This is a genomic window from Paraburkholderia sp. BL10I2N1, from assembly GCF_004361815.1.
GTDB lineage: Bacteria > Pseudomonadota > Gammaproteobacteria > Burkholderiales > Burkholderiaceae > Paraburkholderia.
This window is the reverse complement of sequence record NZ_SNWA01000003.1, coordinates 106,436-132,767: the sequence shown is the minus strand read 5'-3', so window position 1 is coordinate 132,767 and position 26,332 is coordinate 106,436. Positions and strand designations below refer to the sequence as shown.

At 59.8% G+C, this 26,332-nt stretch carries 28 protein-coding genes and 4 pseudogenes; 24 read left to right on the top strand and 8 right to left on the bottom strand.

Annotation, left to right across the window (positions count from 1 at the left end; all coding sequences use genetic code 11):
- Positions 1-329: 329 nt before the first annotated feature.
- The 12 genes and pseudogenes from B0G77_RS38450 (at position 330) to B0G77_RS38395 (ending at position 9,028) form a co-directional block, all read left to right on the top strand.
- Complete coding sequence (locus tag B0G77_RS38450) at positions 330-1,241, top strand: aminotransferase class V-fold PLP-dependent enzyme (protein WP_133667148.1); 912 nt, start codon at positions 330-332, stop codon at positions 1,239-1,241.
- 66 nt (positions 1,242-1,307) lie between these two features.
- Positions 1,308-1,682 carry an iron-sulfur cluster insertion protein ErpA gene (gene erpA / locus B0G77_RS38445; protein WP_131242322.1) on the top strand — a complete coding sequence of 125 codons (375 nt, stop codon included), beginning with the start codon at positions 1,308-1,310 and terminating at the stop codon, positions 1,680-1,682.
- 23 nt (positions 1,683-1,705) lie between these two features.
- Positions 1,706-1,858, top strand: a pseudogene (locus B0G77_RS45015) (2Fe-2S ferredoxin); the annotation flags it as partial.
- A 395-nt stretch (positions 1,859-2,253) separates the two neighbouring features.
- The gene (gene nifV, locus B0G77_RS38435) at positions 2,254-3,372 is read left to right on the top strand and encodes a homocitrate synthase (protein WP_133667147.1); all 1,119 of its coding nucleotides are present in this window, start codon (positions 2,254-2,256) and stop codon (positions 3,370-3,372) included.
- Between the two features lie 154 nt (positions 3,373-3,526).
- Positions 3,527-3,865, top strand: a complete 339-nt coding sequence (nifW, locus tag B0G77_RS38430; RefSeq protein WP_133667146.1) for a nitrogenase stabilizing/protective protein NifW — start codon at positions 3,527-3,529, stop codon at positions 3,863-3,865.
- A gap of 34 nt (positions 3,866-3,899) precedes the next feature.
- Positions 3,900-4,748, top strand: coding sequence for an electron transfer flavoprotein subunit beta/FixA family protein (locus B0G77_RS38425; protein ID WP_133667607.1), 849 nt, complete (start codon positions 3,900-3,902; stop codon positions 4,746-4,748).
- On the top strand, positions 4,745-5,848 hold the full coding sequence (locus B0G77_RS38420) for an electron transfer flavoprotein subunit alpha/FixB family protein (RefSeq protein WP_133667145.1): 1,104 nt from the start codon (positions 4,745-4,747) through the stop codon (positions 5,846-5,848). Before B0G77_RS38425 ends, B0G77_RS38420 begins: the two co-directional genes overlap by 4 nt.
- Before the next feature lie 10 nt (positions 5,849-5,858).
- Positions 5,859-7,169: an FAD-dependent oxidoreductase gene (locus tag B0G77_RS38415; protein ID WP_133667144.1), complete on the top strand. Its 1,311-nt coding sequence runs from the start codon at positions 5,859-5,861 to the stop codon at positions 7,167-7,169.
- A complete protein-coding gene (locus tag B0G77_RS38410) occupies positions 7,166-7,465 on the top strand; it encodes a ferredoxin family protein (protein WP_018423212.1) in 300 nt (99 codons plus the stop codon). The genes B0G77_RS38415 and B0G77_RS38410 overlap by 4 nt, the downstream gene beginning before the upstream one ends.
- 11 nt (positions 7,466-7,476) lie before the next feature.
- Positions 7,477-7,803, top strand: a complete 327-nt coding sequence (locus tag B0G77_RS38405) for a (2Fe-2S) ferredoxin domain-containing protein (RefSeq protein WP_133667143.1) — start codon at positions 7,477-7,479, stop codon at positions 7,801-7,803.
- Entirely contained in the window at positions 7,800-8,279 is a 480-nt protein-coding gene (locus tag B0G77_RS38400; protein ID WP_133667142.1) for a hypothetical protein, read from the top strand. The genes B0G77_RS38405 and B0G77_RS38400 overlap by 4 nt, the downstream gene beginning before the upstream one ends.
- A gap of 11 nt (positions 8,280-8,290) precedes the next feature.
- Complete coding sequence (locus B0G77_RS38395) at positions 8,291-9,028, top strand: helix-turn-helix domain-containing protein (protein WP_133667141.1); 738 nt, start codon at positions 8,291-8,293, stop codon at positions 9,026-9,028.
- A 611-nt stretch (positions 9,029-9,639) separates the two neighbouring features.
- On the opposite strand, the gene nifA is transcribed toward B0G77_RS38395, so the two are convergent.
- Positions 9,640-11,517, bottom strand: coding sequence for a nif-specific transcriptional activator NifA (nifA, locus tag B0G77_RS38390; protein WP_243751453.1), 1,878 nt, complete (start codon positions 11,515-11,517; stop codon positions 9,640-9,642).
- A 163-nt stretch (positions 11,518-11,680) separates the two neighbouring features.
- On the opposite strand from nifA, the gene B0G77_RS38385 reads away from it, so the two are divergent.
- The gene (locus tag B0G77_RS38385) at positions 11,681-11,947 is read left to right on the top strand and encodes a reverse transcriptase domain-containing protein (protein WP_133667140.1); all 267 of its coding nucleotides are present in this window, start codon (positions 11,681-11,683) and stop codon (positions 11,945-11,947) included.
- 984 nt (positions 11,948-12,931) lie between these two features.
- Here B0G77_RS38385 and B0G77_RS38375 read toward each other — a convergent pair.
- The 6 genes and pseudogenes from B0G77_RS38375 to B0G77_RS38345 form a co-directional block, all read right to left on the bottom strand.
- The gene (locus B0G77_RS38375) at positions 12,932-13,585 is read right to left on the bottom strand and encodes a helix-turn-helix domain-containing protein (RefSeq protein WP_243751452.1); all 654 of its coding nucleotides are present in this window, start codon (positions 13,583-13,585) and stop codon (positions 12,932-12,934) included.
- Between the two features lie 307 nt (positions 13,586-13,892).
- Positions 13,893-14,033: pseudogene (locus tag B0G77_RS45380) on the bottom strand (ATP-binding protein); the annotation flags it as partial.
- A gap of 216 nt (positions 14,034-14,249) precedes the next feature.
- The gene (locus B0G77_RS38365; protein ID WP_243751451.1) at positions 14,250-14,573 is read right to left on the bottom strand and encodes a hypothetical protein; all 324 of its coding nucleotides are present in this window, start codon (positions 14,571-14,573) and stop codon (positions 14,250-14,252) included.
- Between the two features lie 250 nt (positions 14,574-14,823).
- The gene (locus tag B0G77_RS38360; RefSeq protein ID WP_133667139.1) at positions 14,824-15,834 is read right to left on the bottom strand and encodes a tyrosine-type recombinase/integrase; all 1,011 of its coding nucleotides are present in this window, start codon (positions 15,832-15,834) and stop codon (positions 14,824-14,826) included.
- The gene (locus B0G77_RS38355; protein ID WP_133667138.1) at positions 15,831-16,781 is read right to left on the bottom strand and encodes a tyrosine-type recombinase/integrase; all 951 of its coding nucleotides are present in this window, start codon (positions 16,779-16,781) and stop codon (positions 15,831-15,833) included. Before B0G77_RS38355 ends, B0G77_RS38360 begins: the two co-directional genes overlap by 4 nt.
- Before the next feature lie 307 nt (positions 16,782-17,088).
- Positions 17,089-18,036 (bottom strand): tyrosine-type recombinase/integrase, encoded by a 948-nt coding sequence (locus tag B0G77_RS38345; RefSeq protein ID WP_166656369.1) that lies wholly within the window; start codon positions 18,034-18,036, stop codon positions 17,089-17,091.
- 347 nt (positions 18,037-18,383) lie between these two features.
- On the opposite strand from B0G77_RS38345, the pseudogene B0G77_RS38340 reads away from it, so the two are divergent.
- A pseudogene (locus tag B0G77_RS38340) lies at positions 18,384-18,746 on the top strand (transposase); the annotation flags it as partial.
- 156 nt (positions 18,747-18,902) lie between these two features.
- Positions 18,903-19,162, top strand: a pseudogene (locus B0G77_RS38335) (IS3 family transposase); the annotation flags it as partial.
- 58 nt (positions 19,163-19,220) lie between these two features.
- Here the strand turns inward: B0G77_RS38335 and B0G77_RS38330 are convergent.
- The gene (locus B0G77_RS38330; protein WP_133667135.1) at positions 19,221-20,168 is read right to left on the bottom strand and encodes a LysR family transcriptional regulator; all 948 of its coding nucleotides are present in this window, start codon (positions 20,166-20,168) and stop codon (positions 19,221-19,223) included.
- A 142-nt stretch (positions 20,169-20,310) separates the two neighbouring features.
- On the opposite strand from B0G77_RS38330, the gene B0G77_RS38325 reads away from it, so the two are divergent.
- The 9 genes from B0G77_RS38325 to nifW (B0G77_RS38290) all read left to right on the top strand — a co-directional run bounded on the left by B0G77_RS38325 (position 20,311) and on the right by nifW (B0G77_RS38290) (position 26,329).
- Positions 20,311-20,553, top strand: coding sequence for a hypothetical protein (locus tag B0G77_RS38325; protein WP_133667134.1), 243 nt, complete (start codon positions 20,311-20,313; stop codon positions 20,551-20,553).
- Entirely contained in the window at positions 20,550-20,672 is a 123-nt protein-coding gene (locus tag B0G77_RS45375) for a hypothetical protein (protein ID WP_018423232.1), read from the top strand. Before B0G77_RS38325 ends, B0G77_RS45375 begins: the two co-directional genes overlap by 4 nt.
- Positions 20,669-21,316: a hypothetical protein gene (locus B0G77_RS38320; protein WP_133667133.1), complete on the top strand. Its 648-nt coding sequence runs from the start codon at positions 20,669-20,671 to the stop codon at positions 21,314-21,316. The genes B0G77_RS45375 and B0G77_RS38320 overlap by 4 nt, the downstream gene beginning before the upstream one ends.
- Positions 21,317-21,351: 35 nt before the next feature.
- A complete protein-coding gene (locus B0G77_RS38315; protein ID WP_133667132.1) occupies positions 21,352-21,945 on the top strand; it encodes a NodA family N-acyltransferase in 594 nt (197 codons plus the stop codon).
- Positions 21,942-22,370: a polysaccharide deacetylase family protein gene (locus B0G77_RS45005; protein WP_243751450.1), complete on the top strand. Its 429-nt coding sequence runs from the start codon at positions 21,942-21,944 to the stop codon at positions 22,368-22,370. Before B0G77_RS38315 ends, B0G77_RS45005 begins: the two co-directional genes overlap by 4 nt.
- A gap of 243 nt (positions 22,371-22,613) precedes the next feature.
- Positions 22,614-23,774: a chitooligosaccharide synthase NodC gene (gene nodC / locus B0G77_RS38305; RefSeq protein ID WP_243751449.1), complete on the top strand. Its 1,161-nt coding sequence runs from the start codon at positions 22,614-22,616 to the stop codon at positions 23,772-23,774.
- Between the two features lie 457 nt (positions 23,775-24,231).
- Positions 24,232-24,669, top strand: coding sequence for a glutamine synthetase (locus tag B0G77_RS38300; protein WP_133667131.1), 438 nt, complete (start codon positions 24,232-24,234; stop codon positions 24,667-24,669).
- Positions 24,670-24,811: 142 nt separating this feature from the next.
- Positions 24,812-25,948: a homocitrate synthase gene (gene nifV / locus B0G77_RS38295; protein WP_133667130.1), complete on the top strand. Its 1,137-nt coding sequence runs from the start codon at positions 24,812-24,814 to the stop codon at positions 25,946-25,948.
- 42 nt (positions 25,949-25,990) lie between these two features.
- Positions 25,991-26,329, top strand: a complete 339-nt coding sequence (gene nifW, locus B0G77_RS38290; protein WP_133667129.1) for a nitrogenase stabilizing/protective protein NifW — start codon at positions 25,991-25,993, stop codon at positions 26,327-26,329.
- Positions 26,330-26,332: the final 3 nt, after the last annotated feature.

Here is a 26,332-nt window from a genome sequence, read left to right as displayed (position 1 = left end):
GCGCCACCCATGCAAACAGTAGCGCCGGTTCATCGTTCACGTTGGGCACGATCACCCCAATGCCGCTCCTTCGCGCGCGGCCGACGGTGCCTTCGCCGGGCCGGAACTAGCGCAAGGCGCACGATCGATGCAAAGACACATGTGAATCCCGCGCGCGTAACGACAAATCCGACAAAAAGAACGGCGGCAATCTTCGCTCGTCGGGCGCATCGACACAAAAACAACAGCGAAACAACAGCGGCCCGGCTGAAAGAGGCCACTAGAGCGTGAAAATCCACTGGCATGGAAGTTGCCATGAAGGTCGCATTACCCGCTTTCAGGAGCCTCCGATGTCGGATTTCCAACGCGTCAGTACCGGCCTCCATCCGCGCGGCGCCAACCCGGTGCATCTGGATCATGTCGCCACCACGCCGGTCGATCCGCGCGTGATCAGACGCATGCTGCCTTACCGGACCGAGATGTACGGCAATTCCGCTAGCCGTTCGCATGCCTACGGCTGGGTCGGCGAAGAAGCGGTGGAACTGGCCCGCGAGCAGGTCAGCTCGCTCGTCAACGGGGACCCGCACGAGATTGTCAGGACCTCCGGAGCGACGGAATCGAATAACCTCGCGATCAAGGGTGCCGCGCACCTTCATCGCGCCAAAGGCAATCCCCTGGTAACGCTCACGACCGAGCACCAATCGGTGCTCGGCGCGATGCTCGAACTTGATCGCGATGGCTTGGAGGTCACAGTGTTGCCGGTGCAAGAAAGCGGTCTCGTGGACCTCGCCGTGTTCGAAGCAGCGCTCCAGCCGGGCGCCGTGCTTGCGTCGGTGATGTTCGTCAACAACGAGACGGGCGTGATCCAGGACATCGCCGCAATCGGCGCGCTCTGCCGCGCCCGGGGCATCCTGCCGCACGTGGATGCCGCGCAGGCCGCCGGCAAGGTGCCGCTCGATCTCGCCGCTTTGCCGGTCGATCTGATGTCGTTCTCGGCTCACAAGATCGACGGCCCCAAAGGCATTCACGCGCTGTACGCGGAACTCCGGCCGCGCATGCGGATCGCGTGCCAAATGCACGGCGGCGTCCACGAGCGCAGCATGCGCTCGAGGACGTTGTGCACGCATCAGATCGTCGAGGAACTGCCATTGCCGCCGGTCGAGATCCAATGCTCGGTTCTCGCCGAGGACGCGATCAAGGCGGCCGTGTCTGACTTTCGCTCGCGCCAGACGATTCGAGGCGCAGCAGCCGACGACCTGTAACTCGCCGAGCAACCGACCTGCTCGTCTAACCCGAAGTGAGTCCATTCAAGCCTGAGAGGAACCTCCATGGAAACGCTCACCCAACCGGCTTCCGCCACACCCGGCGTCATGCCCGGCCTACTCGAATTCACGCCTCAGGCCGCTGCGAAAGTGGCCTCGCTGATCGAGGAAGAAGGCAATCCCAACCTGAAGCTGCGGCTGTACGTGTCCGGCGGCGGCTGTTCGGGCTTGCAGTACGGCTTCGCGTTCGACGACCAGGTGGCGGACGACGACATGCAGACCGTCACGGACGGCGTCACGCTGCTGGTCGATTCGATGAGCCAGCAATACCTGCCCGGCGCGCGCGTCGACTACGAAGACGGCCTGGAAGGTTCGCGCTTCGTCATTCACAACCCCAATGCGCAGAGCACCTGTGGCTGCGGCAGTTCGTTTTCCGTGTGAGGCAATCATGAAAATCTCACTGACTGGCGCCTCCCGACGACGAGGAGAACAACCAGTTCGACAATGCATGGGGCCTTGACGTGCAATCGCGTCTCGCGTGCTGCGTAAAGCTGCGCGACGCAGACCTGACGATCAAACTGCCGCCACATACGCGCGACCTCGCGCGTGAGCATTGAGGGCATGCGTCCTTAGCGCTGTGCGGCCTCTTCAAGCGCCATAGCGGTCATCGCCGCGAGCGCATAGCCGCGCTGATAGCCGCCGCCTGTGTTTATCTTCCCGCATCGCCGTTGCCATGGATAGCCAATCCCTACAGCGTTTGCATCGCGCCGACCGCGTCCGCACATCCTGGCTGACCACGCCCATCGCATCGCGCATCGCTTTCTGCAGCGCAGTGTTCATCGCTACGCCTGGCTGTTCGAAACAGGACATTCGCGACAGGTCGTCGTTGGAACCGCTTCATCACAGCGCCAGCGAACACCGGAAAGCCCCACGGCAAGCGGCTATTCGCACTAACCGTGCATGGCCCAGTACTTGCAAGCCGTATGATCAAATGCCTAAAGGACAACTTCCCGTGTCGAATCCGATCATCAACGACACCACACTGCGCGACGGCGAACAGACCGCTGGCGTCGCATTCACGATTGCCGAGGCGCTCTCAAGCGCCGGCGTACCCGAACTGGAAATCAGTATACCCGCGATGGGTGCCGAGGAAATCGATCGCATCCAGACCATCGCCGCGCTGAATCTCGACGCCGATCTGATGGTCTGGGGCCGTCTCACCGACGCGGACCTGGCGTCGGCCTTGTGCTGCAATCCCGACATCATTCACCTGTCGATTTCCGTGTCCGATATCCATCTTCAACACCAATTGCGCCAGCCGCGCTCATGGGTGCTCGCGCAGGTGAATCGCGTGATCAGCGCCGCCGTCAAAAGCGGCTGCAAGGTTTCGCTGGGCGCGGAGGATGCCTCGCGCGCGGACCCCTCGTTCCTTGCCGACGTGGCGCGGCACGTGCAACAGTGCGGTGCGCAACGCATCCGCTTTGCGGACACGCTCGGCGTCCTCGATCCTTTTTCGACCTATGATGCGATTGCGCGATTGCACGACGCGGTCGACCTGGAAATCGAAATCCACGCGCACAACGACCTCGGGCTCGCGACCGCGAACACCCTTGCCGCACTGCGCGCCGGCGCAACCCACTCCAACACCACCGTCAACGGTCTCGGCGAACGCGCCGGAAATGCCGCGCTGGAGGAGATCGTGATGGGCGTGCGTCATATCATGGGTCGCAACACGGGCGTCGACACGACCGCGCTATTGAGCATCTCGCGGCTTGTCGAACGGGTTTCAGGACGCCCGGTCGCGCTGAACAAAAGCATTGTCGGCGCCAGCGTATTCGCGCACGAGTCCGGCATCCACACAGACGGGCTCGCGGAAAATGCATCGACCTACGAGAGCTTCGATCCCGCCGAACTCGGTCGCGAACGCTCGGTCGTGCTCGGCAAGCATTCGGGTTCGCAAAGCGTGCGCCAGGCTTATGACGCGCTCGGCCTGCCCGTCAGTGAAAGGCTGGTCATGCTGCTGCTGACCCGTATCCGGCACCATGCCACCCAGCACAAGCAAGCGCCCAGCGCCGCCGACCTGTATCGCTTCCTGATCGAGTTGCGCTACACCGTCGGAGAATTGTCATGAGCGGCGCTGTGGTCGGCTTCACGAAGTGCGTCGCGCGGCCCGAACAGTCGGGCACGACGCCGCCGTGCGCCACCAGCGGTGCCTTCGACAAGTACTTCGCCGAGCCAACGTTCTGCCCACACCCATCCTCATCCGCTTGCAAGGAGTAAACGCGATGGAAAGCTTTGTCCAGCAACTCAAGGCGCTGTCCTCAGCCGAGGACTTCCTGCAGTTCTTCGGCATTCCGTTCGACCAGAAGGTCGTCAACGTGAGTCGACTGCACATCCTCAAGCGCTTCTTTCAGTACATCCAGCAACAGGACGCGCTGCCGGAAGGCGACGAACCCGCGCTGTACGCGTCATATCACGCGCTGCTGCTGAAGGCTTACGGCGACTTCGTCACCTCGACGCCAGCGCAGGAAAAAGTGTTCAAGGTGTTCCGGGACACAAACGGGCGGCACTACGCTTCACTCGACAGCCTGCGCGCGTCGCTGCCCGCGCGCACCCTTGCCTGACAGGTGGAGCAAGACCATGCACATCGTTAAGACCATGCACATTGTCGTCTGCATCAAGCAGGTCCCGGACTCGACGCAGATCCGCGTTCATCCGGTCACCAACACGATCATGCGCCAGGGTGTTCCGGCGATCGTCAACCCGTATGACCTGTTTTCACTCGAAGAGGCGCTGCGACTGAAGGACCGCTTCGGCGGCAAGGTCACGTTGCTTTGCATGGGGCCGCCGCAGGCCGAGGAAGCGCTGCGCAAGTGCATCAGCTTCGGCGCGGACGACGCCGTGCTGCTCACCGACCGCGCATTCGCTGGCGCGGATACGCTCGCTACGTCGTACGCGCTGGCAGCGGGTATCCAGCAGATCGCGAAGGAGCAGGCGGTGGACATCGTGTTCACTGGCAAGCAGACGATCGACGGCGACACCGCGCAAGTCGGCCCCGGTATCGCCAAACGCCTCGGGTTGCAACTGCTGACCTACGTGTCGCGCATCGTCGAGACTGTTCTCGATGCGCGCACGATCACCGTCGAGCGGCGCGCCGAGGGCGGCGTGCACGTGCTCAGGACTGCGCTGCCGTGCCTGATCACAATGCTGGAGAACACCAACGAACTGCGTTTCGCGACGCTGCCCGCGATGATTCATGCGGCCGGCTGTCCGGTGCGCAAATGGAACTGCGAACAGGCCGGCATCGAAGACCTCAGCAAGATCGGCCTGAAGGGCTCGCCAACAGTGGTCAGCAAGGTCTTTGGACCGACGCCGCGCAGCGAGAAAGCGGAGATGCTCGACCTCGACGCATCGAGTCTTTGCGACGTGTCGGTGAACCTGCTGCAAAAGATCTTCACGCGCCATCCCACCCTGGAAGCTGACCTGCTGATGAAGGAGGGGTCATGAACGCACCCGCATCCCCCGCGAAGAAACCTCCCGGCCGCGCAGGACGCAACCTCGAACTGCCGGAACACCTGAAGGCCTACAAAGGCGTCTGGGTCTTTATCGAGCACGACCGCGGACACGTGCACAGCGTCTCGTGGGAACTGCTCGGTGAAGCGCGCAAACTGGCCGACACGCTCGGCAGCCGAGTGGGCGCCGCGGTGCTCGGCGGCGCGACCGAACCGCTCGAACAGTTCGCCGCAGAAGCCTTCACTTACGGCGCGGACGATGCGTACATCATCCACGACCCGGTCTTGCAAGGCTATCGCAACGAGCCGTTCACGAAAGGGCTGACCGACCTCGTCAACCGGCATCAGCCCGAGATCCTGCTGCTGGGCGCGACGTCGATGGGGCGTGACCTCGCAGGCTCCGTAGCGACGACCCTGCTGACCGGGCTGACCGCTGATTGCACCGAACTCAACATCGATCCCGCGTCGCGGGCGCTGGCGGCGACGCGCCCCACCTTTGGCGGCTCGCTGTTGTGCACGATCATGACGCTCGCGTACCGTCCGCAGATGGCGACGGTGCGCCCGCGCGTGATGCCGATGCCGCTGCGCGACGCCGAACGCACCGGCAACATCGTCCATGGAACGCTGGGGATGATCGAGACGGACATCGTCACGAGGCTGCTCGACTTTATCCCGGATGCGAGCAGCAACCGGATCAACCTGCCCTATGCCGATGTGATCGTGAGCGGCGGCAAGGGGTTGAAGAGCCCGGAGAACTTCCAACTGGCGTTCGAACTGGCGAACGTGCTCGGCGGCGAAGTGGGTGCGACCCGGCCATGCGTGCAGGCCGGCTGGGTCGACGGGGAGCGCCAGGTGGGACAGACCGGCAAGACGGTGCGGCCCAAGCTCTACATCGCCGCCGGCATATCCGGCGCGATCCAGCACCGCGTGGGCATGGAAAGCGCAGACGTGATCGTGGCGATCAACACCGACCCGAACGCACCCATCTTCGATTTCGCACACTACGGGATTGTCGGCAATGCGTTGCAAGTGTTGCCCGCGCTGAAGCAGGCTTTTGTGGAGCATTTGACCCGGCGCCGCAAGCAGGCTGCCTGAGGAGAATCCGATGAGAAAACCTTCACAGTTCGATGTGATTGTGGTCGGCGCCGGTCCGTCCGGCAACGCTGCCGCTTACACGATGGCTAGGGCAGGTCTGGAAGTGCTGCAGATCGAGCGCGGCGAATATCCGGGCAGCAAAAACGTTCAGGGTGCGATCCTGTACGCCAAAGCGCTCGAAGAGATCATCCCGGACTTCCGCGACGATGCGCCGCTGGAGCGCCACATCATCGAGCAGCGGATGTGGATGCTCGACGATACGTCGTTTGTCGGTACACATGTGCGCAGCGAGGATTACAACAAGCCGCCCTATAACCGCTACACGATCATCCGCGCGCAGTTCGACAAGTGGTTTTCATCGAAAGTGCGCGAAGCCGGCGCGCTGCTGCTCTGCGAGACCACGGTGAAGGAACTGATCATGGACGGCGACCTGGTGGTCGGCGTGCAGTGCGACCGCGAGCACGGCGATGTCTATGCCGACGTGGTGGTGCTCGCCGACGGCGTGAATTCGACGCTCGCGCGCAAGGCGGGCTTTCATGGAGAGATCGGGGCCGGCAACGTTGCGCTCGCCGTCAAGGAGATTCTCTTCATGCCCGAGGAGACGATCCGCCAGCGCTTCAACGTCGGCGAAGACGACGGCGTCGTGATCGAGATGGTCGGCAGTATCACCGACGGCATGATGGGCACTGGCTTCCTCTATACCAACAAGGAATCGCTCACCATAGGCGTGGGCTGCATGCTGAGCGACTTCAAGAAAAACCCCAACCGCACGAGCCCCTATGTGCTCCTCGAAAAGATGAAGCAGCACCCGTCGATCGCACCGCTGATTGCGGGCGGCGAGATGAAGGAGTATTGCGCGCATCTGATTCCCGAAGGCGGTTTTCACGCAATCCCGCAGGTCTACGGCAACGGCTGGATGATCGTTGGCGATTCTGGCGGTTTCGTGAACGCCGCGCACCGAGAAGGATCGAATCTTGCGATGACCACGGGACGCCTCGCCGCCGAAACGGTGATCCACGCGAAAGCCGCGGGCCACGGCTACCGCGCCGGCACGCTCAAGGCCTACAAGGCCGCGCTCGATCAGAGCTTCGTGATGAAAGACCTGCACAAGTACCGCGACATGCCGGCCGTGCTGCATCAGAATCCGCAGTTCTTCACGACCTACCCCGACCTCATGGCGCGCGCCGCGCGCACGATGATCACGGTCGACGGTAAGGACAAGAAAAGCAAGGAGCGCGAGATTTTTTCGAGCTTCCGCAAAGCCCGTTCGCTTTCTGGCATCGTAGGTGACGCCTACAAACTCCTGAGGGCCTTCCGATGAGCACCCTACCCGTCAACGTAGAGGAAAAGCTGTTCCAGAACCGTTACCGCGTCGACGCAGGACGGCCGCACGTCCACATCAAGGATGCCGACGTCTGCCAGAGCGAATGCAGCGCGAAGAGTTGCACCTTCGTCTGCCCGGCCTCGTGCTACAAGGCTGAAGGCAACGGCGCGGTGACGCTGATCACCGACGGCTGCCTCGAATGCGGCAGCTGCCGCATCCTCTGTACCGACCACCAGAATATCGAGTGGGACTACCCGCGCGGTGGTCACGGCATCCTGTTCAAGTTCGGTTGAGGAACATCGTCATGGCCAGACCAGAACGACATGTGTTTGCTTGCACCCAGAACCGGCCGCCGCAGCATCCGCGCGTCGCCTGCGCAGGCGGCAAGGGCTCGACCGCGCTGCTGAAGGCATTCTGGGCGGAACAGCGGAAACGCCAGGCGCCCGAGACCGTCGCGATCACGTATTCGGGCTGCCTCGGCCCGTGCGATCAGGGCGCGCACGTGCTCATCTATCCCGACGCGGTGCTATACAGCGGCGTGACGATGGCCGACGTGGAGAAGATCTTCACGCGTCAACTCGAAGGCGGCGAACCGGTGCAGCGCCTCATCGCCGCGGAGACGGTGTGGTGAACCTGCTGACCGGGGTCGAGTCGAACGAACTGTTCGGCGGCGAGGTGTCGGCCGCCGTGCGGCGCCTCATCGAAGGCCTGCATGGCGCGCCGGCCGAGCAGATCGTCGCAGTCCTGTGGAGCGTCACGCTGACCTCTCCGCAAAGCCTTGCCGCCTACTATCTGCTCTACAAATTCCATGCCGGACGCCGCGAACTCGATGAGGCAGAGCACGCAGCCCATCTGGGACTAAAAGCAGCTGCGCATGCCGCCGGATTGAATGAGGACTGGCAGATGGTACAAGCCGGCGACGCGAACTTCCACGCGCCCGGTCCCGCCCGCTTCTGGCTGTTCACGCTAAAGGCGCTCGCCTTCATCGGCCTGCGGCGCGGCGAACGCGAAACCGCCACACAGTTGATCACACAACTACGGCAGCTCGATCCGGCAGATCACCTCGGCTTTGGCGTAGTGGAAGCGTTGCTGCAACGGTCCGTCTGAGGAGAAGCACGATGTCCAAACAGCCCGCCATCGCATCGTTGACCGACGACAATCTGGCAGCCAGCGGCGTGGCAGCAGTCGACCGTGCACTGACCCTGCTGGCTGCCTTCGGCAACGGCACGCCCGTGCTGTCATTGAGCGCGCTCGCGGAACGCACGCGCCTGTACAAGAGCACCGTGCTGCGCCTGCTCGCGTCGCTGGAACATGCGCATCTCGTGGTGCGCCGCGCCGATGGCTGCTACGTGCTGGGGTCCGGCGTCGCAAGGCTGCATGCCGTCTATGCGCAATCGTCCTCCAGCGAGTCGCTGGTGATGCCCGTGCTGCAGGAACTGGTGGCCGCAACCCGTGAAAGCGCCGCGTTTCACGTACGTCAAGGTGCGCAACGGCTATGCCTGTATCGCGTCGACTCGCCACAGCCTGTGCGAGATCACATCCGCGCGGGCGAGCTACTGCCGCTGGATCGTGGCACAGGAGGCCGGGTGTTGCAAGCCTACTGCCACGAGGGCGACGAGGCACTCGGTCAACACATCCGCCGCCAGCAGGTCATCGCGCTAGCAGGAGACCGCGATCCGCAATTGGCAGGTATCGCCCCGCCGGTGTTCGGCCCGTCCGGGCAACTCGCCGGTGTCATTACGCTGACCATGCCCCGCGAGAGACTGGACTCCGCTTGGGCAGAGATAGTGAGGAATTCTGGGCGAACTCTCACACAATACCTTGGCGGAATCAAGCCGGGCCAGGCAGACGGGTAGTGATGCGTGAGGAACGAACTTGGGTTGTTACTCGCTTTTACTGAATATCTTAATGTTGGCCATTGCGGCCAGCCGCGGTCGATCCCAACTTCGACTCAACGAATGTCAGTACATGGACACCCCCAGTTTGCCAAGTTTTCAATCGGTGATGGTAAGTAGATTGCAACCGTACATGCGGACTTTCAAGGTGGCTGTGCCGCTGTGCCTGACGGGTTTCGCTGGTCGATTCCCCGTCGCTTTCGCGCACTCGACATTCCCGGGTTTTGCCGACCACGCTCTAACCTGTCGTGCCATCACGTCCAGAAATTCAACGCGATCGAACAGCACCGCTTGTGTCGCTTACCGCATCCGGCGTGAGCTGATGGTCGAGCGCGACAGGGCCGTCGAACCGGCGATGACAGCGCCGCGTTCGCACCACCTTAGTCGAGATACCGACCGCCCCTGAGGTCGGGCGGGCTGTTCTCGACGATTACCGAATTGGCGCCGACGCGGGGGCCGCTTCCGATCGTGATCATGCCAAGGTCCGCGCCAAACCCAGGCTTGACTTGTCCGAGCTATTCGCATCAGTCGCGATGTCGCGGCCCCGACACGCCGCAAGTCCGACAGTGCTTTCAGAAACGCTTGATCTCGACACCGTATTTCCTCAGCGCGTAGCCAATCTGGCGCGGCGTCAGTCCAAGCAGTCGCGCCGCCCTTGCCTGCACCCAGCCGGATCTTTCCATGGCGGCGATGAGACGCTCGCGGTTGGTCATCTTCGCACCACTTCCGAGGGCTGCGCCGCCAGGCGCTAGCGGAGCCTGCTCGCTGCCGGCAAGCGGGACCGCAACTGCGCCCGACGTAGCAGCCTCAGCAGGGGGCGTACCCGGCCTCACTTGCACTGGTACGATCGGCCCAGGCTGCAGCGCCATCTCGTCCGATCCGCTCTGCCACAGCATCGCGGAAAGGCACTGGCCGTGGCAGCAGGCAAAGTCGTTTCTCACGATCGATAGTCCCGGCGCCAAGGTCGCGCTCCGCTGCACGCAATTCTCGAGCTCGCGGACATTGCCGGGAAAACCGCAGTTCATCAATACTTCAATCGCACCCGCATCGAAGGTCAGCGTACGGCCGTTCTCGCTGTTGAAATTCTTGAGAAACTCAACGGCGAGGAGCGGAATATCACTGCGCCTTTCACGCAACGGCGGCAGCAGCAAGGGAACCACGCTGATGCGATAATAAAGGTCGGCGCGGAACTCGTTCCTTGCCACCGCGTCTTCCAGGTTCTTATTCGTGGCGGCAATCACGCGAACATCGACCTTAATGGTCTGGTTGCTGCCGACGCGCTCGAATTCTTGCTCCTGCAGGACGCGCAGCAGCTTTGCCTGGAACGAGGCCGAGATCTCGCCGATCTCGTCCAGAAACAGCGTCCCCTTGTCGGCAAGCTCGAAGCGCCCCTTGCGCGAATTGAAGGCACTGGTAAAGGCACCCTTCTCATGACCGAACAATTCGGATTCCAGCACCGTCTCAGGGAGCGCCGCGCAATTGAGCTTGATGAAGGGCCGCTTGGCTCGCGGCGACAGCTCGTGAAGGGCCTTGGCGACCAGCTCCTTCCCGGTACCGGATTCCCCGCGCAAGAGAACTGTGCTGTTCGATTTGGCTACCACCGCGATCTTCTCGAGCAGGCCGCGCAGCGCCGGGCTGTCGCCAATGATCCCCTCGACCTGAAACTTCTTACGCTCCTGCGCAGGGTACTTGAGCTCGGACAATTGTTTTTGCAGCCCGTCCCTCCCCGCCATCAGTCGCTCGCGGTCGCTCTTGAATAAGCGATGCAGCTTCACCGTCTGCCCCACCAGGTTGGCGATCATGGTAAGCAGCCGCACGTCGTAATCGAGCCGGAAGTTCGCCCCATTATCCAGGATGCGGTCGATGGTCAGCGTGCCCACGACTTTCGCGTCGATGCGAATAGGAACGCCGATGAACGACACTCGCATGTTGTCGGAAGCACCGAGCACGCCCATGTCGGCGGCACTGAAGCCCGAATGCACCGCTATGTTCTCGGCGACGAGCGGCCTGTCCGTCGCCATGATCTGGTCAATTGCCTTCTGCGGCAGGCGCATCCGGTAGTGCTCATCGCTGCCTTCGCTCCAGTCCGCGCCAACGGTAATGTCCGGTACGCCATCATCGTCGAAGAGAGAGACAATACCGAGCCGCATCTGCACAACCGATTGCAGGAGATCGATGACGTTGGCCAACGTGACTTCGAGCCGGTAGGGGGCGGTGAGTACCTTCGATATTTCGAAGATGCCGGTAAGCACGCTCTCGTGCCACTGCACAATAGGGGCCGCGTGGTCCGTCTCGGACTTTGAGCTAGGCCTTTCGCGTACGGAAGCGATATGCAGCATGACGACGTCTCCGTTGTTGTGACCATCCTCCCTGTCACCTTGTTCGGATTTACGAGTATTGTGTTGCATATCATCCTCGATCTCGCGCCCAATTTCACGGACTGACTTCAAGAGATAACGCCTTTTCATGGCAGGACGGTGAAACGATAGTGCCTTGATTTACTTATTTTCTCCTTTTGCCATCTCGCCGCGCGGACCCCGCCAGGAACGCGAGTCCCATTGATGTCGCTCAAATCGACCGCGATTTGTCTACTCCAGGTGCAGCCGATTACAGGTGTCGTCCATCATTGATTGCTACCTCAGTCTGGTTCGCTATGTCGATGACTTTGTGATCACAGGTTACTCGAAAGAGTTGCTGGAAGACGAGGTCAAGCCACTGGTCGAGGTCTTTCTGCACGAGCGCGGACTGACGCTCTCCCCGGAAAAGACCAGGATCACGCACATCTCGCAAGGGTTCGACTTCCTCGGGCAGAACATTCGAAAATATCCGAACGGCAAGCTACTCATCAAGCCATCGAAAAAGAATGTTCAAACTTTCTGACGAAAGTGCGCGCAGTCATCAAGGACCATGCATCGGCCAAACAGGTCAATCTCATCGGCCTGCTCAACCCGATCATCGATGGCTGATCGAACTATCATCGACACGGGGTCTCGAAAGAAGTCTACAACGCAGTCGACACTGCCATCTGGCAGGCGTTGTGGAAGTGGTGCTGCGGGCGGCATCCGTGCAAGGGCGCACGACGGATCAGAGCGCGATACTTCCATCGTGAAGGAACGCGGCGATACTGGGTATTGGCCGCGATACTGGTGAACTAACGGCAGAAGGGAACCCAGGACGATTGAGGCTACGCAAAGCATCCGACGTCCCAATCCGGCGACATGCGCAAGTCCGTGGCGAAGCCCATCCCTTCGACCCGGCATGGGAACGCTACTAAGACCGCTATGGTTTGAAAATGGTGAACACCCTGTCGGGCCGAGGACAACTGATCCGCCTCTGGTTGGACCAGGAACGGGCTTGCCGGCCAGCGGTCGGGCCCGGACAAGCCCAAGCGGCCCGATCAGCGTATCCTGCTCGCTCAGCACGCCGATATGACGCATCCGGCTTTCAAGCAGGCACCGGCGCCGCCATCTGCATGGCAGTGTCCCTTACGGTCGTCTGCGGCATGCACTCCAGTATCGGCCCTGATACAAGTCGTCCGATTTCGACATCCAACGTGTGATTCGGCATGGCTTCCTGGCGAACCCTATTTCTCGTCTTTGAAATGGACGCAAGCGTATCGAACACCGCCTGCCTGCGCCTTGATTTGGGTCAAGTAAGACATCAGGAACGCGCGGAGCGATCAGGAGGCGACTCAATCGCATCGCCGCCCCCGGCTCTGCGCACTTGTCTGACCCGAATCATGGTGCGAATACACGTGGGCTATTTCCATTCGGCGGATTCTGGGGGAGTCACGAACGGATTGGAGAAGCGATGTGATTCATGAAACAGCCGAAACCTGTCCGCGTTGGAAGCCGCTTTCTTACCTCAGGCAGAAAGACGAGCGACCTTCTTCAATCCGGCGAAGTCGAGGATGCGGATTTCTTTGCCGTTCACGGTGATGAGCCTCTGCCTCTGGAACCTCGACAATATCCGGCTGACCGTCTCCAGCTTCAACCCGAGAAGGCTGCCAGTCTCCTCGCGCGTCATTCGCAAGATGAATTCGGTCGGCGAATAGGCGCGTGCCCGCCAACGCCGCGAGAGATCCAGAAGAAACGACGCAACCCGCTCGTCGGCCGCCATCGTGCGGAGCAGCGTACTCAAGCCGCCTTGCCGCACGAGTTCCGCGCTGAGCATTCGGTAGACGTGACCCTGCACCGCTTTGACTTCCCGGCTCAACAACTCGAGCAGATCGAACGGCATCACGCATACGCTGCTGTCTTCAAGGGCGATGGCGTCGCTTGCATAGTGGCCGGTAGCGATGCCGTCCAATCCCATCGGCTCTCCGGCAACGTAAAACCCGGTGACCTGGTCCCGCCCGTCCGGAAGCAGCGAGAGCTTCTTGAACGATCCCGTGCGAACCGCATAGACTTTGCAGAATGAATCGCCCGCGCGGTGCAATGCTTCGCCTTTTCTCACGTGGCGATAGCTGAGAACGAGGTCGTCCATTTGCCGGTCGCAGGCGAGCTCATCGGGGTTCATCGCGCAAAACGGACGCATCGTGCAGGTCTTGCATGACGTGCCACTCGAACCCATGGGCTTCGTCCGCGAAGCCGTTTTCGAAGGCCGAAACGTGTCGGTCTGTGGTGCGGTAAGGCGATTGTGCGCAATTGCCATGTGATTCTCCTTACTCAATCGATGTCCAAGTTTGTTTCACAAACCCGTCTTTGTCATCTCGAAATTACGCGGCTAACTGTCGCACAACTGAATCGAGGCAAACCATGATCCAGATCAATGAAAGCAGACCGATCCGTTGGGGCGACAAGTGTCCCCCGCGAGTTTGATCGGGTTCGGGCATCGGTTTGGGTGCCCGGAAGCTATCGCCGTCAAGCACGATGCGGTAGGCGCCGTGGCGTAGACGGTCGAGCGTAGCGGCACCGAGGATGCGGTCGCCGGCGAATGCCTCGCCCCACTCGCTGAAGTCAAGGTTAAATGCAGGGTCTATTTTTACGCGAAGTGTCAGCCCCATGGGGCCGTGAACGCGACAGATCCAACCCCTGTCTCTCCGCATAATGATGATGTCTTTCGTGGCCGATCGCCACTACAGGAGGACGCCATGTTGGCAACATACTTTGTTTCCCCACAGCGATTGCAAGAGCTCCGAGAAGGGCGCGGTGGTGCTCTGCTGGAGCTCTTCTCGCAGGTTCTAAATGAGTCGGGCAGCGACAATTGTTTTGGCCAACCGGCCGTGCTGCTTGACGCTGTCTAGGCGCACCGCGGAATAGCTGCCGGTGTAGCCGTGGTTGCGCTTGAGGACACTGTGGATCGTCGTGTCCTGGACGTCGGATTCGAACCAGCGAGCAATCCGCTCGCGAAAGGGCTCGAGCGTCGACACGCAGATGCTGGGCAGGTGTGGTGTGCGGCCGAAGCGTCCGGCGATCACGGTGTCTTCCTGCAGCGGCTGTGCTGGATCGAGCCAGCCGAGCTCCAGGGCGACACGCCTCACGGCGGTGAGCTTCTTGCGGCCCATCAACCCGACGCGCGCGATGTCGCGGTCGGAATCGCCTGCCGCATGCGGACAAGGACTTGGCGGTACTCAAACAATTCGAACCTTAGGTCAAGCTTGACCTAAGGTTCGTTAGGTAAGTCGGAAAATTAGGTCCGGTTGAATATGAGACAGCGGGTTGGGGAGGCCCTTCCCGGGGTTGTGAGGCGATCGTCTGGCTCGGGAAGGGAACTTGGGAGCGAGTTCACTCGCTGGAATGCTTCACCTAATAGTCTCAAAGGCTTTCCAGGAATTTGAGCAGTGAATCGGGTGGGCGATAAAAAGTCACCTTGACTCCGGGCGCTTTCACCGTCGCAAGCGCTCGGCGCTTCATTGCCTGATCTGCCTCGACATAGCCGTGCGTCGTCAGGGGGCTTTCATGTCCGAGCCAGAGCGCAACCTCGGTGATACCTACACCGGCCTGCAAGAGATGCGTGGCAACCGTGTGCCTCATGGAATGCGGGGTAAAATGGCGCTTCAGAAGCGATGGACAGGTCTTCGCTGCTGCCATCAGTGCCAGCGAAAATCGTTCAGCCACGTTTGCGCGCGTCATTGGTCCGCCATGGCGACTCGGCAACAGCGGCTGTTCCGGTTGCAAACGCTGGTCACGTATCCAGGTACGTATCGCTGCCGCAGTTTCACGCCATAGGGGTACGGCACGCTGCTTACGTCCCTTGCCATGCAGGCGCACCCACGGCGTCGCAGCGAGCGTTACATCGGCTACCCGCATTCCCGTTAGCTCCGACACCCGGGCTCCAGTGTTGTACAGCAGCGCGAGCAATAGACGATCGCGCTGCCCGAACCACGTATCCGGATCGGGCGCAGCCAACAAGGCGTGAACTTCCTCACGCGAGAGAAATCCGAGAAGCGGTCTCTCGAAACGTTTCGTTGGGATCGAGAGAATTTGTTGAGCCAGGTGCAGTGCCTGCGGACATCGCATCGTGACATAGTGATAGAAGGTCCGTATTGCGGAGAGCCGGGCATTACGACTGCGAATGCTATTGGATCGTGCAGTTTCGAGGTGGTCCAGAAAAGCAGTGATCAACGTGACGTCGAGCTCGTCGAGAGCAAACTTCTCGGGCGGCTTATGCAGCACTTGCTGAGCGTAGGTCAATAGCATGCGGAAGGTGTCACGGTATGATTCGACCGTTCTTGCACTCGCATTCTGCTGCTGCATTAGCCGCTCGATGAAGAACCGCTGAAGGAGAGAGGCAAACTCCTGTGGCTGGCTGGTGAAAGGGCTCATGTCGATTCCCCTTGGGCATACTGATGAAAGCGCTCTCCAACGATTGCCATCAGTTCTGGCACCGCCGTGCAGTACCAATACGTGTGGGCAACTGAAGCGTGGCCGAGATAAGTCGAGAGCGCGAGGATTGCGTGGTCAGCATCAATCCCGTGGCGGTCCGAGCGCAACAGACTGTTGGCGACAAAACTATGTCTGAAGTCATAACAGCGATGATGCGCATAATCGCCTCGTGGCAACCACCCGAGTCGACGGCATAGGGTTTCCAACGCGCACTGGAGCGTTGGTACGCCGGCTGGCTTACCTTTGTCGAGCAGAAAAAACCGGACGCTGCTTGGCTGGCGGACGAGGCGATCACGCTGTTGAGCGTACGTACGTAATGCCCCTGTGGTGCTCGGATGCAATGGAATCAAGCGGCTTCGATGCCCTTTTGCTTCCTGGACCAGCAGCAGTCCGTGATCAAGGTCGACGTCGTTACGAGTCAGGCGAGTGGCCTCTATCGGGCGTAGTCCACCCGCTGCGAGCAGCCCGATCATGGTCTTGCAGGTCGCAGGACGCAGGCCATCACGAGGCTGAAGGCCGTTGGTAGCTGCCATCAACATCGATACTTCCTGTTGAGTGAAAATATGTGGGGTCAATCGCCGATAGGCTCTGCCGAGCAACCTTCCTGGCGGCACCTCGGTCACTGGATCGAAACGCTGCCAGTACCGCGCAAATCCCCGCAGCAGCTCGAGACGGCGAGCCCACGTGAAGTATTGATCGCGTTTCGTCGAATGAGCCCATGCCACGGCTAGTTCGACGACAAGGTGTGACTGCGGGGGCATCTGTTGATCAGCGAACCGGCCGAATTGCCGCAGTCTGTACGCGTCGCCCACGACATTAAATCCAGCGTTGCGCCGATATGCAAGGTAGTCTTCGATGCGCTCGGTCCAAAGTCGGGGCGCATTCATGACCGACGCTCCGGCCATGGTTGCGCTACCTTGCGTAGACGATCAAGATCAACCCTGGTGTAAAGCGTCGTCGTGTTGAGATGCCTGTGCCCCAGTACATCGGCAACTTCTTTTAGCGACGCCCCACCTTGAATGAGGCGGGTTGCTGCGGTGCGTCGCAACACGTGAACGCCATGAAATAGCTCGTCGAGGCCCGCACGTACAAAGGCCCCTCTGATGAGGTGATTGATGGCAACGGCGTCGATCGGCTTGTCATACGGCGCGATTTGCCGGACAAAGACGGCACGATTACTCGTATCGGGACGTCCTACTTTAAATAGCGGACAAGTGCGCGGGCCGTTTGTACGGGCAGCGGTAGCTTGCGTTCTCGTCCGCTCTTGTTATGAGTTAGCGTCACCGTTCCACTCTGCCAATCAAATGATCCCAACTGCAGTCGCACGACTTCCATGCGACGTAGCGCCAAATCGGCCATGCACCGTGCAATTGCGAAATCGCGCATGCCAATCGGTTTGGTCAAATCGAACGCTGCGAAAAAGAGATCTAACTCCCTGTCGGCCATCGCAATCAGCCGAGGTGCCGGCATCGGTGGCGCCATCTTCGGGATCGCGGCGAGGAGAGCACGAGTGTCATCCCCGTGCAAGCCTCGAAAGCGCAGATAACTTGCGAGATCAACACAGTAGCTACGACGTGTCCCGTGACTCCGGCCTTTGAAACAGCGTGCGGTGAAGTCCTCAATATCCATTGGAGTTAGCTGACCGGCAGACACGGGTCCCTGACCGAAGAAGGAGTTGAGGAAGTGGCGAATACGCCAAAGACGGTTGCGGCAAGTAGTCCGCACATAACCGCAACTATCGACCAGATAATGCCTGAACAGGTCCAGTTCGATGTCGACCGGCGTAGGCAACTGAGGTCGTCCGGTGCTGCACAACTCTTCCTCCTTGAGAACGGACAGAAGATGTCGGAGAGCCGCGCGTACCGTGTTGACGTGGCGCATGCACGGTCGCGGACATCTGCAATGCGGCAAATGAACATCGACAAACTCCGTCACGAGAGCATCATCGATATCGACAAGGGTCAACCGCTTGTTCAGCCGACGCGTAAAGTGACGCAACGAGGCCAGATAGTGTTGAATCGTTTCGTCCGCATATCGTAGGGCGCGCAGGTGATCAACGTATTTGGAAACGATGGCGTCTACGGGGCTCCCGACCGTTCTACTACAGCGCGATGAGTGCGCCGCCAATTTGCTGACAGTCATGATGTCCTCCATGAACCAATGCAAGCATCGGTAGGAGTACACCGAAATTAGGTGCGCTTCAACAAAGGTCGCATCGCGACTCTTTACGCTAGAAACCGTGTATGGGGCACTCACCGTGTCGCCTCTGAACCTAATTTCCAGGCGTGCCTAACGAATTTCCGGTTGACCATGGGCGCTCCGCTCAGAAAAGGGCGAAGCGTACCCAGTTGGGAAAGTTCGAACTGCGTTCTGCTACACAGCGCAGGTGGCGCCTATGCGCCGATCATCAAATGGCTCCTATACGGCGATCCGTGACACCATTCTGTTGGAGGATCTGCCCGGGTACGCCGCACCCGAAGGCCGTGCCGATCGATCTCGGGGTTCGGGGCGTCAATGCCGAAGTGTCATCAGTACAACTGATTCATCGCGGCAAACGGAAGACCCTAACCAGCACGCAGCGACGTTGGCTCAAGCGACGGCACGCGATCGAACCGGTCATCGGCCATATGAAGGACGACCACGGCATGCGGCGTTGCCGGCTCAAAAGGCAAACCGGCGGTGCGGTACACGCGGTACTGTGTGCTGCCGGTTACAACCTGCGCTGGTTGCTGCGCGCCATCGTCCCTCTGGGCCTGGGGCCTGTATTTTTTATCCTCGCGGTGCTGCATTGGCTCGCCAATGGCACGCTGCAGCCGAGCGCTTGCTCGGCACAACCGCTTTCGATGGGCTGATTCGTGTTCGCCGACGGCGCACCCTTGGCTTGGCTCGCTACCGCAAACTGAATTTTGCAGGATCGACTATCTACCCGCACTATGTCTTTGATTCGTGGATAGAGCAATGGCGGCGTCACCGCGCGCAGCAGGGGCCCGGCTTGAGGTGGAGATACTGCCGCACATCAGCGCTCCCGCGAGAGTTATGGGGCCGAACGCTTGCAAGGCACCTCGGAGGGCATGGCTTGCACGTCGGCGTACATCCGATAAAGAGACTGCGTCGCAAGCAGGGGTTGCGTTGCAACCAGAAACGCAAATTCAAGGCAACAACCAGATTGACACACGGCTTGCCGGTCGCGCCGAACCTGCTCGATCAGGCGTTTGCCGTCACCGTGCCGAATCAGGCCTGGTGTGGCGATATACGTTATATCGCCACAAAGCCCTCGAAACCCCACAAATCCATGCGGCAAAAACCTTGCTGAAAGATCCCATTTCCTAACTTGGGTGGATTGGTCTTCGCGTGGTCTCACGCGGAGGAACCATGCGTGACGCCTCCTGCAATATTATCTCCCGCATCCAATTGCTTGCCGGATCACTGTTGTGAAGGGCAGACCATTGGACGGCCTCGGTGAATGCGGGAAATGGCAACGGAAGTTCGACGATCCGCAGAGGCATCGTTTTTTCGAAATGCTTGACCAGCCTTAAGGGCATCGTCCCTATACGGTCAGTGTTTAATAGCATGGGCGGGATCATGCTAAAGCTCTGCACGATGACCTCGTCCCGTCTCTTGAGACCGTGCTCAAGCAAAAACCATTCCTCGATGGAGGGCTGCCGCGTACGCCCGAACTTGACCACAACGTGCCCCATCGACATGTATCTCTCGAATGTGAGCTGCCCTGATAGCTGCTTGTTCGTGCGGCAGCCTACGCACACGAGCGTCTCCTCGAACAGCTTCGCTTTAGGGTGCGCGCTCGACATGAACAATTCCGGCAAGATAAGAAAATCGGCTTCGCCGCGCCGGAGAACCTCATCGGGGTCATCGGCAAGTGGCAGCAATTCGAAGCCGACGGCGGGAGCTTCCCGTGCAATACGCTCCACGATCTTTCGAAAAAATACGACTGCCATGAAATCGGAAAGGATGATCCTGAAGCGACGATCCGATTTGGCTGGGTTGAAGACGTCCCGGGAAATAACGGAGAGCTGGATGTGCACCAAAGCCTCCCGGATTGGAGCAGCGAGCCCTTCTGCACGCGGTGTTGGGACAAATTCCCGGCCCCTCATCGTAAATAGTTCATCGCAAAAATAGGCGCGTAGCCGGGCGACAGCCGCGCTCATGGCCGGCTGGCTCAGGTTGATGCTGCGTGCCGCCGCGGTGAGATTACGCTCGGTCATCAGCGCATCGAGCGCGACGAGGAGATTTAGATCGAGGCCCTTGAAACGCATGATCCCAAGTTATCCATAATGTAGATGTGTTCCATCAAAACAATCGATTTTACGAATTGTACGGCATGGAGGATAGTGTTCTTGGTAAATCCATTTCAATTTCGGAAACCTGCTGGCGCCTTCGTGGTGCCGGGGGAAGCGGATGAAGTGTGTCGTAGAACTGAGCGAAGCCGAGGAAATGACGTTGCAGCAGTTGTCGATCAATCACATGCATCGGGACACGCGCACGCGAGCGGCGGCCCTGTCGCTGCTCGGACACAGGACCAAGCGTAAGCTCACCGCCGAGCAACTCCGCGTGAGCGGGCAGTCGGTATGTGACTGGCTCACGCATGGCGCAACAGCGGCGTGTACGGCCCGACGGGCGGCCATAACGGTGGGAACATGAAGCACCACTGGCGACGCTTCATCACCTGCACGAAGGAAACGCCGATGCCGAACTCGCTGAACTTTCTCGGCGGATACGGCACCAAATTTCAAGTCAATTTCTCGTGGACGCTCTCATGAATGCTCTAACAAAACGTCGGGCCGGAGAAACAGAATTTAGGCATATCAAGATGGTTGTCGATCTTTGCCCTGACTTCGAGAAAAATCCTCAGGTGTACGTCGAGCATCCACCGAGGCACATGTCCAATGCGGCCACGGCCTTCGGCGGCATGGGCGAGCTGGATCGCGCCGACACGACGCGACAAGCGTCTGGCAGGTCGCGTAGGCGCTTACTACCGGCAACCCTTCGCAAAGTTCTCCAAACCCTTTCTATATCGGCCGCTTACCTTCGTACAGTTGAGGCAACCCTCGACTTCGCCTTGGCTTCGCGACGAATCGGGAGCAGCCGATTGCAGGTGCCAAATGCTTCAGCGACCCGGCCAAATGGATCTCGTGTCAATCGCGGTCAGATCGTGCGGAAGATGCGGAGGAAGTCTTTGGTAGATCCGGTACGAAAGGCACGCGCACTTGATGTACTCTCCATCGTCGATGAGGTTCGATCGGTCCGTGAAGCGTTGACGGAAATGCTCTTTTCTTCGGGCTTCATCCCAGAACTGTTCCAGAGTGCAGATGATTTCTTGAAATCGAACCGCTTTCTCAGCAAGTCCTTCGCGCGCGTCAGGTCCACCCTCAAAGGCCGGACGGCGCATAGGAGGCAGTCGTGAATTTGGCCGTGTCCACAGCTAGAGGACCTCTCTCCATGCGCTCTCAGGTGCGGTGGAGGCTGGTTTGGGAAAATGAGTTGCAACTCGCCGACCACATCGAACTGTCCGAGTTCTTCCGAAAGACCTACGGACCGACCGGGGCGTTTAATGCAAAACCATTCGAAGGCAATCACAGTTGGGCTGGTGCGAGGCCAGAGGTCCGTGCAATCGGCTACGACGCGCGCGGCGTAGCGGCTCATATCGGCGCACTGCGTCGTTTCATCAAGGTTGGCGCAGTCGATCTACTAGTGGCCGAACTAGGATTGTACGCGGTACGTCCGGATCTTGAGGGACTCGGAATCCCTCATTTAATGCGCGTGATGTATCCCGTGTTGCAGGAACTTGGCGTTCCATTCGGCTTCGGCACGGTTCGACTCGCGTTGCGGCAACATATTGCAAGGCTGCTCGGCCGCCCCGGTCTGGCGACTATTGTGTCTGGAGTTCGCGTGAGGTCGACCCTTCGAGAAGTGCATCTCGACACGCCGCCCACGCGCATCGAGGACGTACTCATTGTCGTTTTACCGATTGGACGGTCAATGAGCGATTGGCCGACCGGAACGATAATTGACCGGAACGGGCCAGAGCTGTGAGGCACTGCTTATCGGAAGCGCTCAGCGAGTGCGCTGACACCACCGGACGTCGCAGCGTTTATTTGACGTTTGACGACGGCCCTAATCCATTTTGCACACCGGACGTCCTCAATGTGCTGGCGGAACACCGGGTGCCAGCGACTTTCTGCGTTATCGGCGCGTACGCAGCGGATCAGCCGAAGCTGATCCGACGGATGATCGCAGAAGGGCACGAGGTCGCAAACCACACGATGACTCATCCGGACCTGTCCAGATGCGAACCCACCGAAGTACAACAGGAAATACTAACGGCAAGCAGGGTCATCAGGATGGCGAGCTCGCATGCTTCGCTGCGGTATATGCGTGCCCCGTATGGCATGTGGACCGCGAAGCAGTGCTCACTACGTCAGCGAGCGCTGGTCTGGCGCCCCTCCACTGGTCGGTAGACCCGCGAGACTGGTCTCGTCCCGGCGTGGACGCGATTGTCAGCGCAGTGCTGGCCTCTGTCCGGCCTGGCGCAATTGTGCTCTTGCACGACGGATGCCCTCCCGATGAGTTGGGACGATGCACTCACGCTGGTCTGCGCGAGCAGACCCTCATGGCGCTTTCCCTCATGATTCCAGCATTGCATGACCGGGGGTTTGCAATCCGATCGCTTCCTCGACCTCACCGGACGAACCAGATACCCTATGAACATGCTTGCCGCAACTAGCACTGTCGCCGTCTCGTTTTATGCGCTGCCCTCGACAGTCTATAAAAGCACGCAGGCGCTTTATGCTCAGCCGACAAACGTGTCATCGCTGTCGGACGGCCTGATCGACTCCGACACTCTGCCGGGCGTGGATGTCATCGTTCCCTGCTTCAATGAGGACCCACGCACGCTCTCGGCATGCCTGGAGTCCATTGCAAACCAGGACTACGCCGGAAAACTGCGGGTCTATGTGGTTGATGATGGTTCTGCAAATCTGGACGCCGTGAGGCCGGTATACGATGCCTACACGTGCGACCCCAGATTCAACTTCATTACGCGTCCCCAAAATATGGGAAAGCGCAAGGCACAGATCGCCGCGATACGCCGCTCGTTTGGAGATTTGGTACTTAACGTCGACTCGGACACGATAATCGGCTCAGACGTGGTCACGAAGCTTGCATTGAAAATGCAAAATCCAGCGATCGGCGCGGCCATGGGTCAGTTGACCGCCAGCAACCGGAGCGACACCTGGTTGACCGGGTTGATCGATATGGAGTACTGGCTGGCTTGCAACGAAGAGCGCGCGGCACAGGCTCGCTTCGGTGCCGTTACGTGCTGCTGCGATCCATGTGCTATGTACCGCCGGTCCGCGCTCCTTTTGCTGCTAGATCAGTACGAGACGCAACTTTTTCGCGGGAAACCGAGCGACTTCGGCGAGGACCGTCATCTAACGATTCTCATGCTGACGGCAGGTTTTCGGACCGAGTACGTTCCGGACGCCATTGCGGCGACAGTCGTTCCGGACAGACTGGGGGCGTATCTGCGCCAACAACTGCGCTGGGCGCGCAGTACGTATCGGGACACGTTGCTTTCGCTGCGCCTGCTGCCCTGTCTCGATCGCTACCTTACGCTCGACGTGATCGGACTGAATCTGGGCTCGCTATTTCTCGCCTTATCGGTTCTAGCGGGGTCTCGCGCAGCTCGCATTGACAGCGACAGTGCCGTGGTGGACTGCCCTGATAATCGCATCTTTCTATGTAGATTGAGCAATAGCGATTGGCTGTCACGGAGCGCTGCTGCCAACGTACCACACGGGGGTGGAAACAGGCCGCCACCGGAAACCCGAAGGAGGGACCGAACGCTACAGAATTTTCGGTAATTGCGATGGCGCTTCGCAGAGTGGATCTTACGCGCGGTTCTTCGACGTTGGTGGTTGCATATGACGGCGTTTGTAGCGACGAGTGATCGTGCACGCCACTTATCTTAGATGCTATGGGAGGGCCGTGTCAGTCGCACCCATTTTGCGTGCTCCTTCGGAGAAATGTGTCTGGAAAACCCATAGTACTCCAGCGGGCTTACTTCCACTGCACTCCCAGAGCATCTAGAGACGATCGTGCTTTCCTTTGAGAATCTAGCAGTTGGTTTCTAAAATCCCTTACCGACTAACGATTTGTGCATCCGTCGACTCCGTGAAAGCTGGGAGCTACTGAGCCTTACCGCAAGCGGCTCGGCACTCGCCCGCCGCCAGATTTTGCACGGACAGGAAGATTCCCCTGTGAAACGTTGCCGCGCGGCAAAGCGTACGTACCGCATCCGCATATAAACGTCTCAATCTGATGCACCATTACCTTGGGGGCCTGCTGAAATATTCGAAGGACATCACCCTCTTTCTAGCGCCCCACATCAACTCCTACAAGCGATTCCAGATCGGTACGTTCGCGCCGACCAAGGTCGCATGGAGCCAAGACAATCGGACGGTTGGTTTACGCCTTTACGGCGAAGGCTCGGACGCCGTCCGCGTGGAGTGCCGCATTGGCGGTGCGGATCTGAACCCGTATCTCGCTTTTGCGGCCCTGATCGCGGCGGGTCTTACGGGCATCGACGAGAAGCTGGAATTGCCAGACCCGCTTGTCGGCGACGCTTCTCGGGATGCCGAGCTACCAGAAATTCCGAAAACGCTGCGGGACGCCACCGACATCAGTTCGACATTCTGTCCGCTAGCGGATGGAACCGATCGAGCCACCTCCAGCGCGGCCGCATTGTCCGGAACGTAACATTCGCGACACGAACAATCGGACAATGCACCGCCATAACCCAACATTGTGCCAGTCAACATCCCGCAAATTGTGCTCCGACTGTAGATGCTCGCTTGGCACAACGCTTGCGATCCATCGCCGACAACTCAAGAGGCCTGACATGCTCAATCCGATCATCAATGACACGACACTTCGTGACGGCGAGCAGACCGCCGGCGTCGCGTTTCGCACCGAGGAAAAATGCGCAATCGCCGCCGCACTGTCGCAAGCCGGCGTGGCCGAACTCGAAATCGGAATTCCTGCCATGGGCGAAGACGAAATGGCGTGCATCGCTGCAATCGTCGACCTGAACCTCGACGCCCGCCTGATGGTTTGGGGGCGCCTCACCAACGAGGATCTCACCGCGGCATTGCGCTGCGATGCCGATATCGTTCATCTCTCGGTTCCCGTTTCGGATATTCATTTGCAACACAAGCTGCGGCAGTCGCGCAGTTGGGTACTGGCGCAGATCGCACGCGTCGTCGACGAGGCAGCGAAAAACCATCCCAAGATTTCCCTCGGCATGGAAGACGCCTCGCGCGCGGATCCCTCATTTCTCATAGAAGTGGCTCAATGCGCGCAGCAGCACGGGGCCCAGCGCGTGCGCTTTGCCGACACTGTCGGTATCCTGGACCCCTTTAAGACCTTCTACGCCATTGCAGCGCTGCGCGTCGCCGTCGATCTGGAGATCGAAATCCATGCGCACGACGACCTCGGACTCGCCACAGCCAACACACTGGCCGCCCTTGGGGCCGGCGCGACCCATGCGAGCACCACCGTCAACGGGTTGGGTGAGCGCGCCGGCAATGCAGCGCTGGAAGAAGTCGTGATGGGCGCGCGGCACCTGCTGCGACGAGACACTGGCGTCGACACCAGAGCGCTGCCCGACATTTCGTCGCTTGTCGAACAAGCCTCAGGCCGCGCAGTTTGCTTCAACAAGAGCATCATCGGTAGGAGCATCTTTACTCACGAGTCGGGCATTCACACCGACGGCCTCGCGAAGCACCCCACGACCTACGAGGGATTCGATCCGGCAGAGCTCGGCCGGCAACGGTCGACGATACTCGGGAAACATTCTGGATCTCAAAGTGTGCGTGAGGCCTACGACGCCCTAGGCGTGAGGGTGTCGGAGCGGCTCATCCCGCTCCTGCTTGCGCGCATCCGCTCTTTCGTCGCGCAGCACAAGCAGGCGCCGAATGCAAGCGATTTGCGCCACTTCCTGACCCAAGCCCACAGCACGCGGGTGAAGGTGTCGTGAGTGTGGTTATGGCGGCCAAACTTGTGCAATAGAAGTAACGACATGCAAGAAGTTATCGAACAACTGCGTCACCTGTCGTCGGCCGAGGATTTCCTGCGATTCTTCGACATCGCATTCGACGAGAAGGTGGTGAACGTGAGCCGCCTGCACATCCTCAAGCGCTTCTTTCAGTACATCGAGCAACAGAAAGAACTGCCGCGTAATAACGCGACGGCCGTGCTCGCCGTCTATCGATGCTTACTGCAGAAGGCCTACAACGACTTCGTTGTATCCACGCCCGCGGAGCAAAAGGTCTTCAAAGTTTTTTTGGAAGCGGACGGGCGGCGGCTCGTCCCAGTTGACGAGCTGCGTGCGTCGCTGTCGGCACGCGGCGGCGCCTGACCT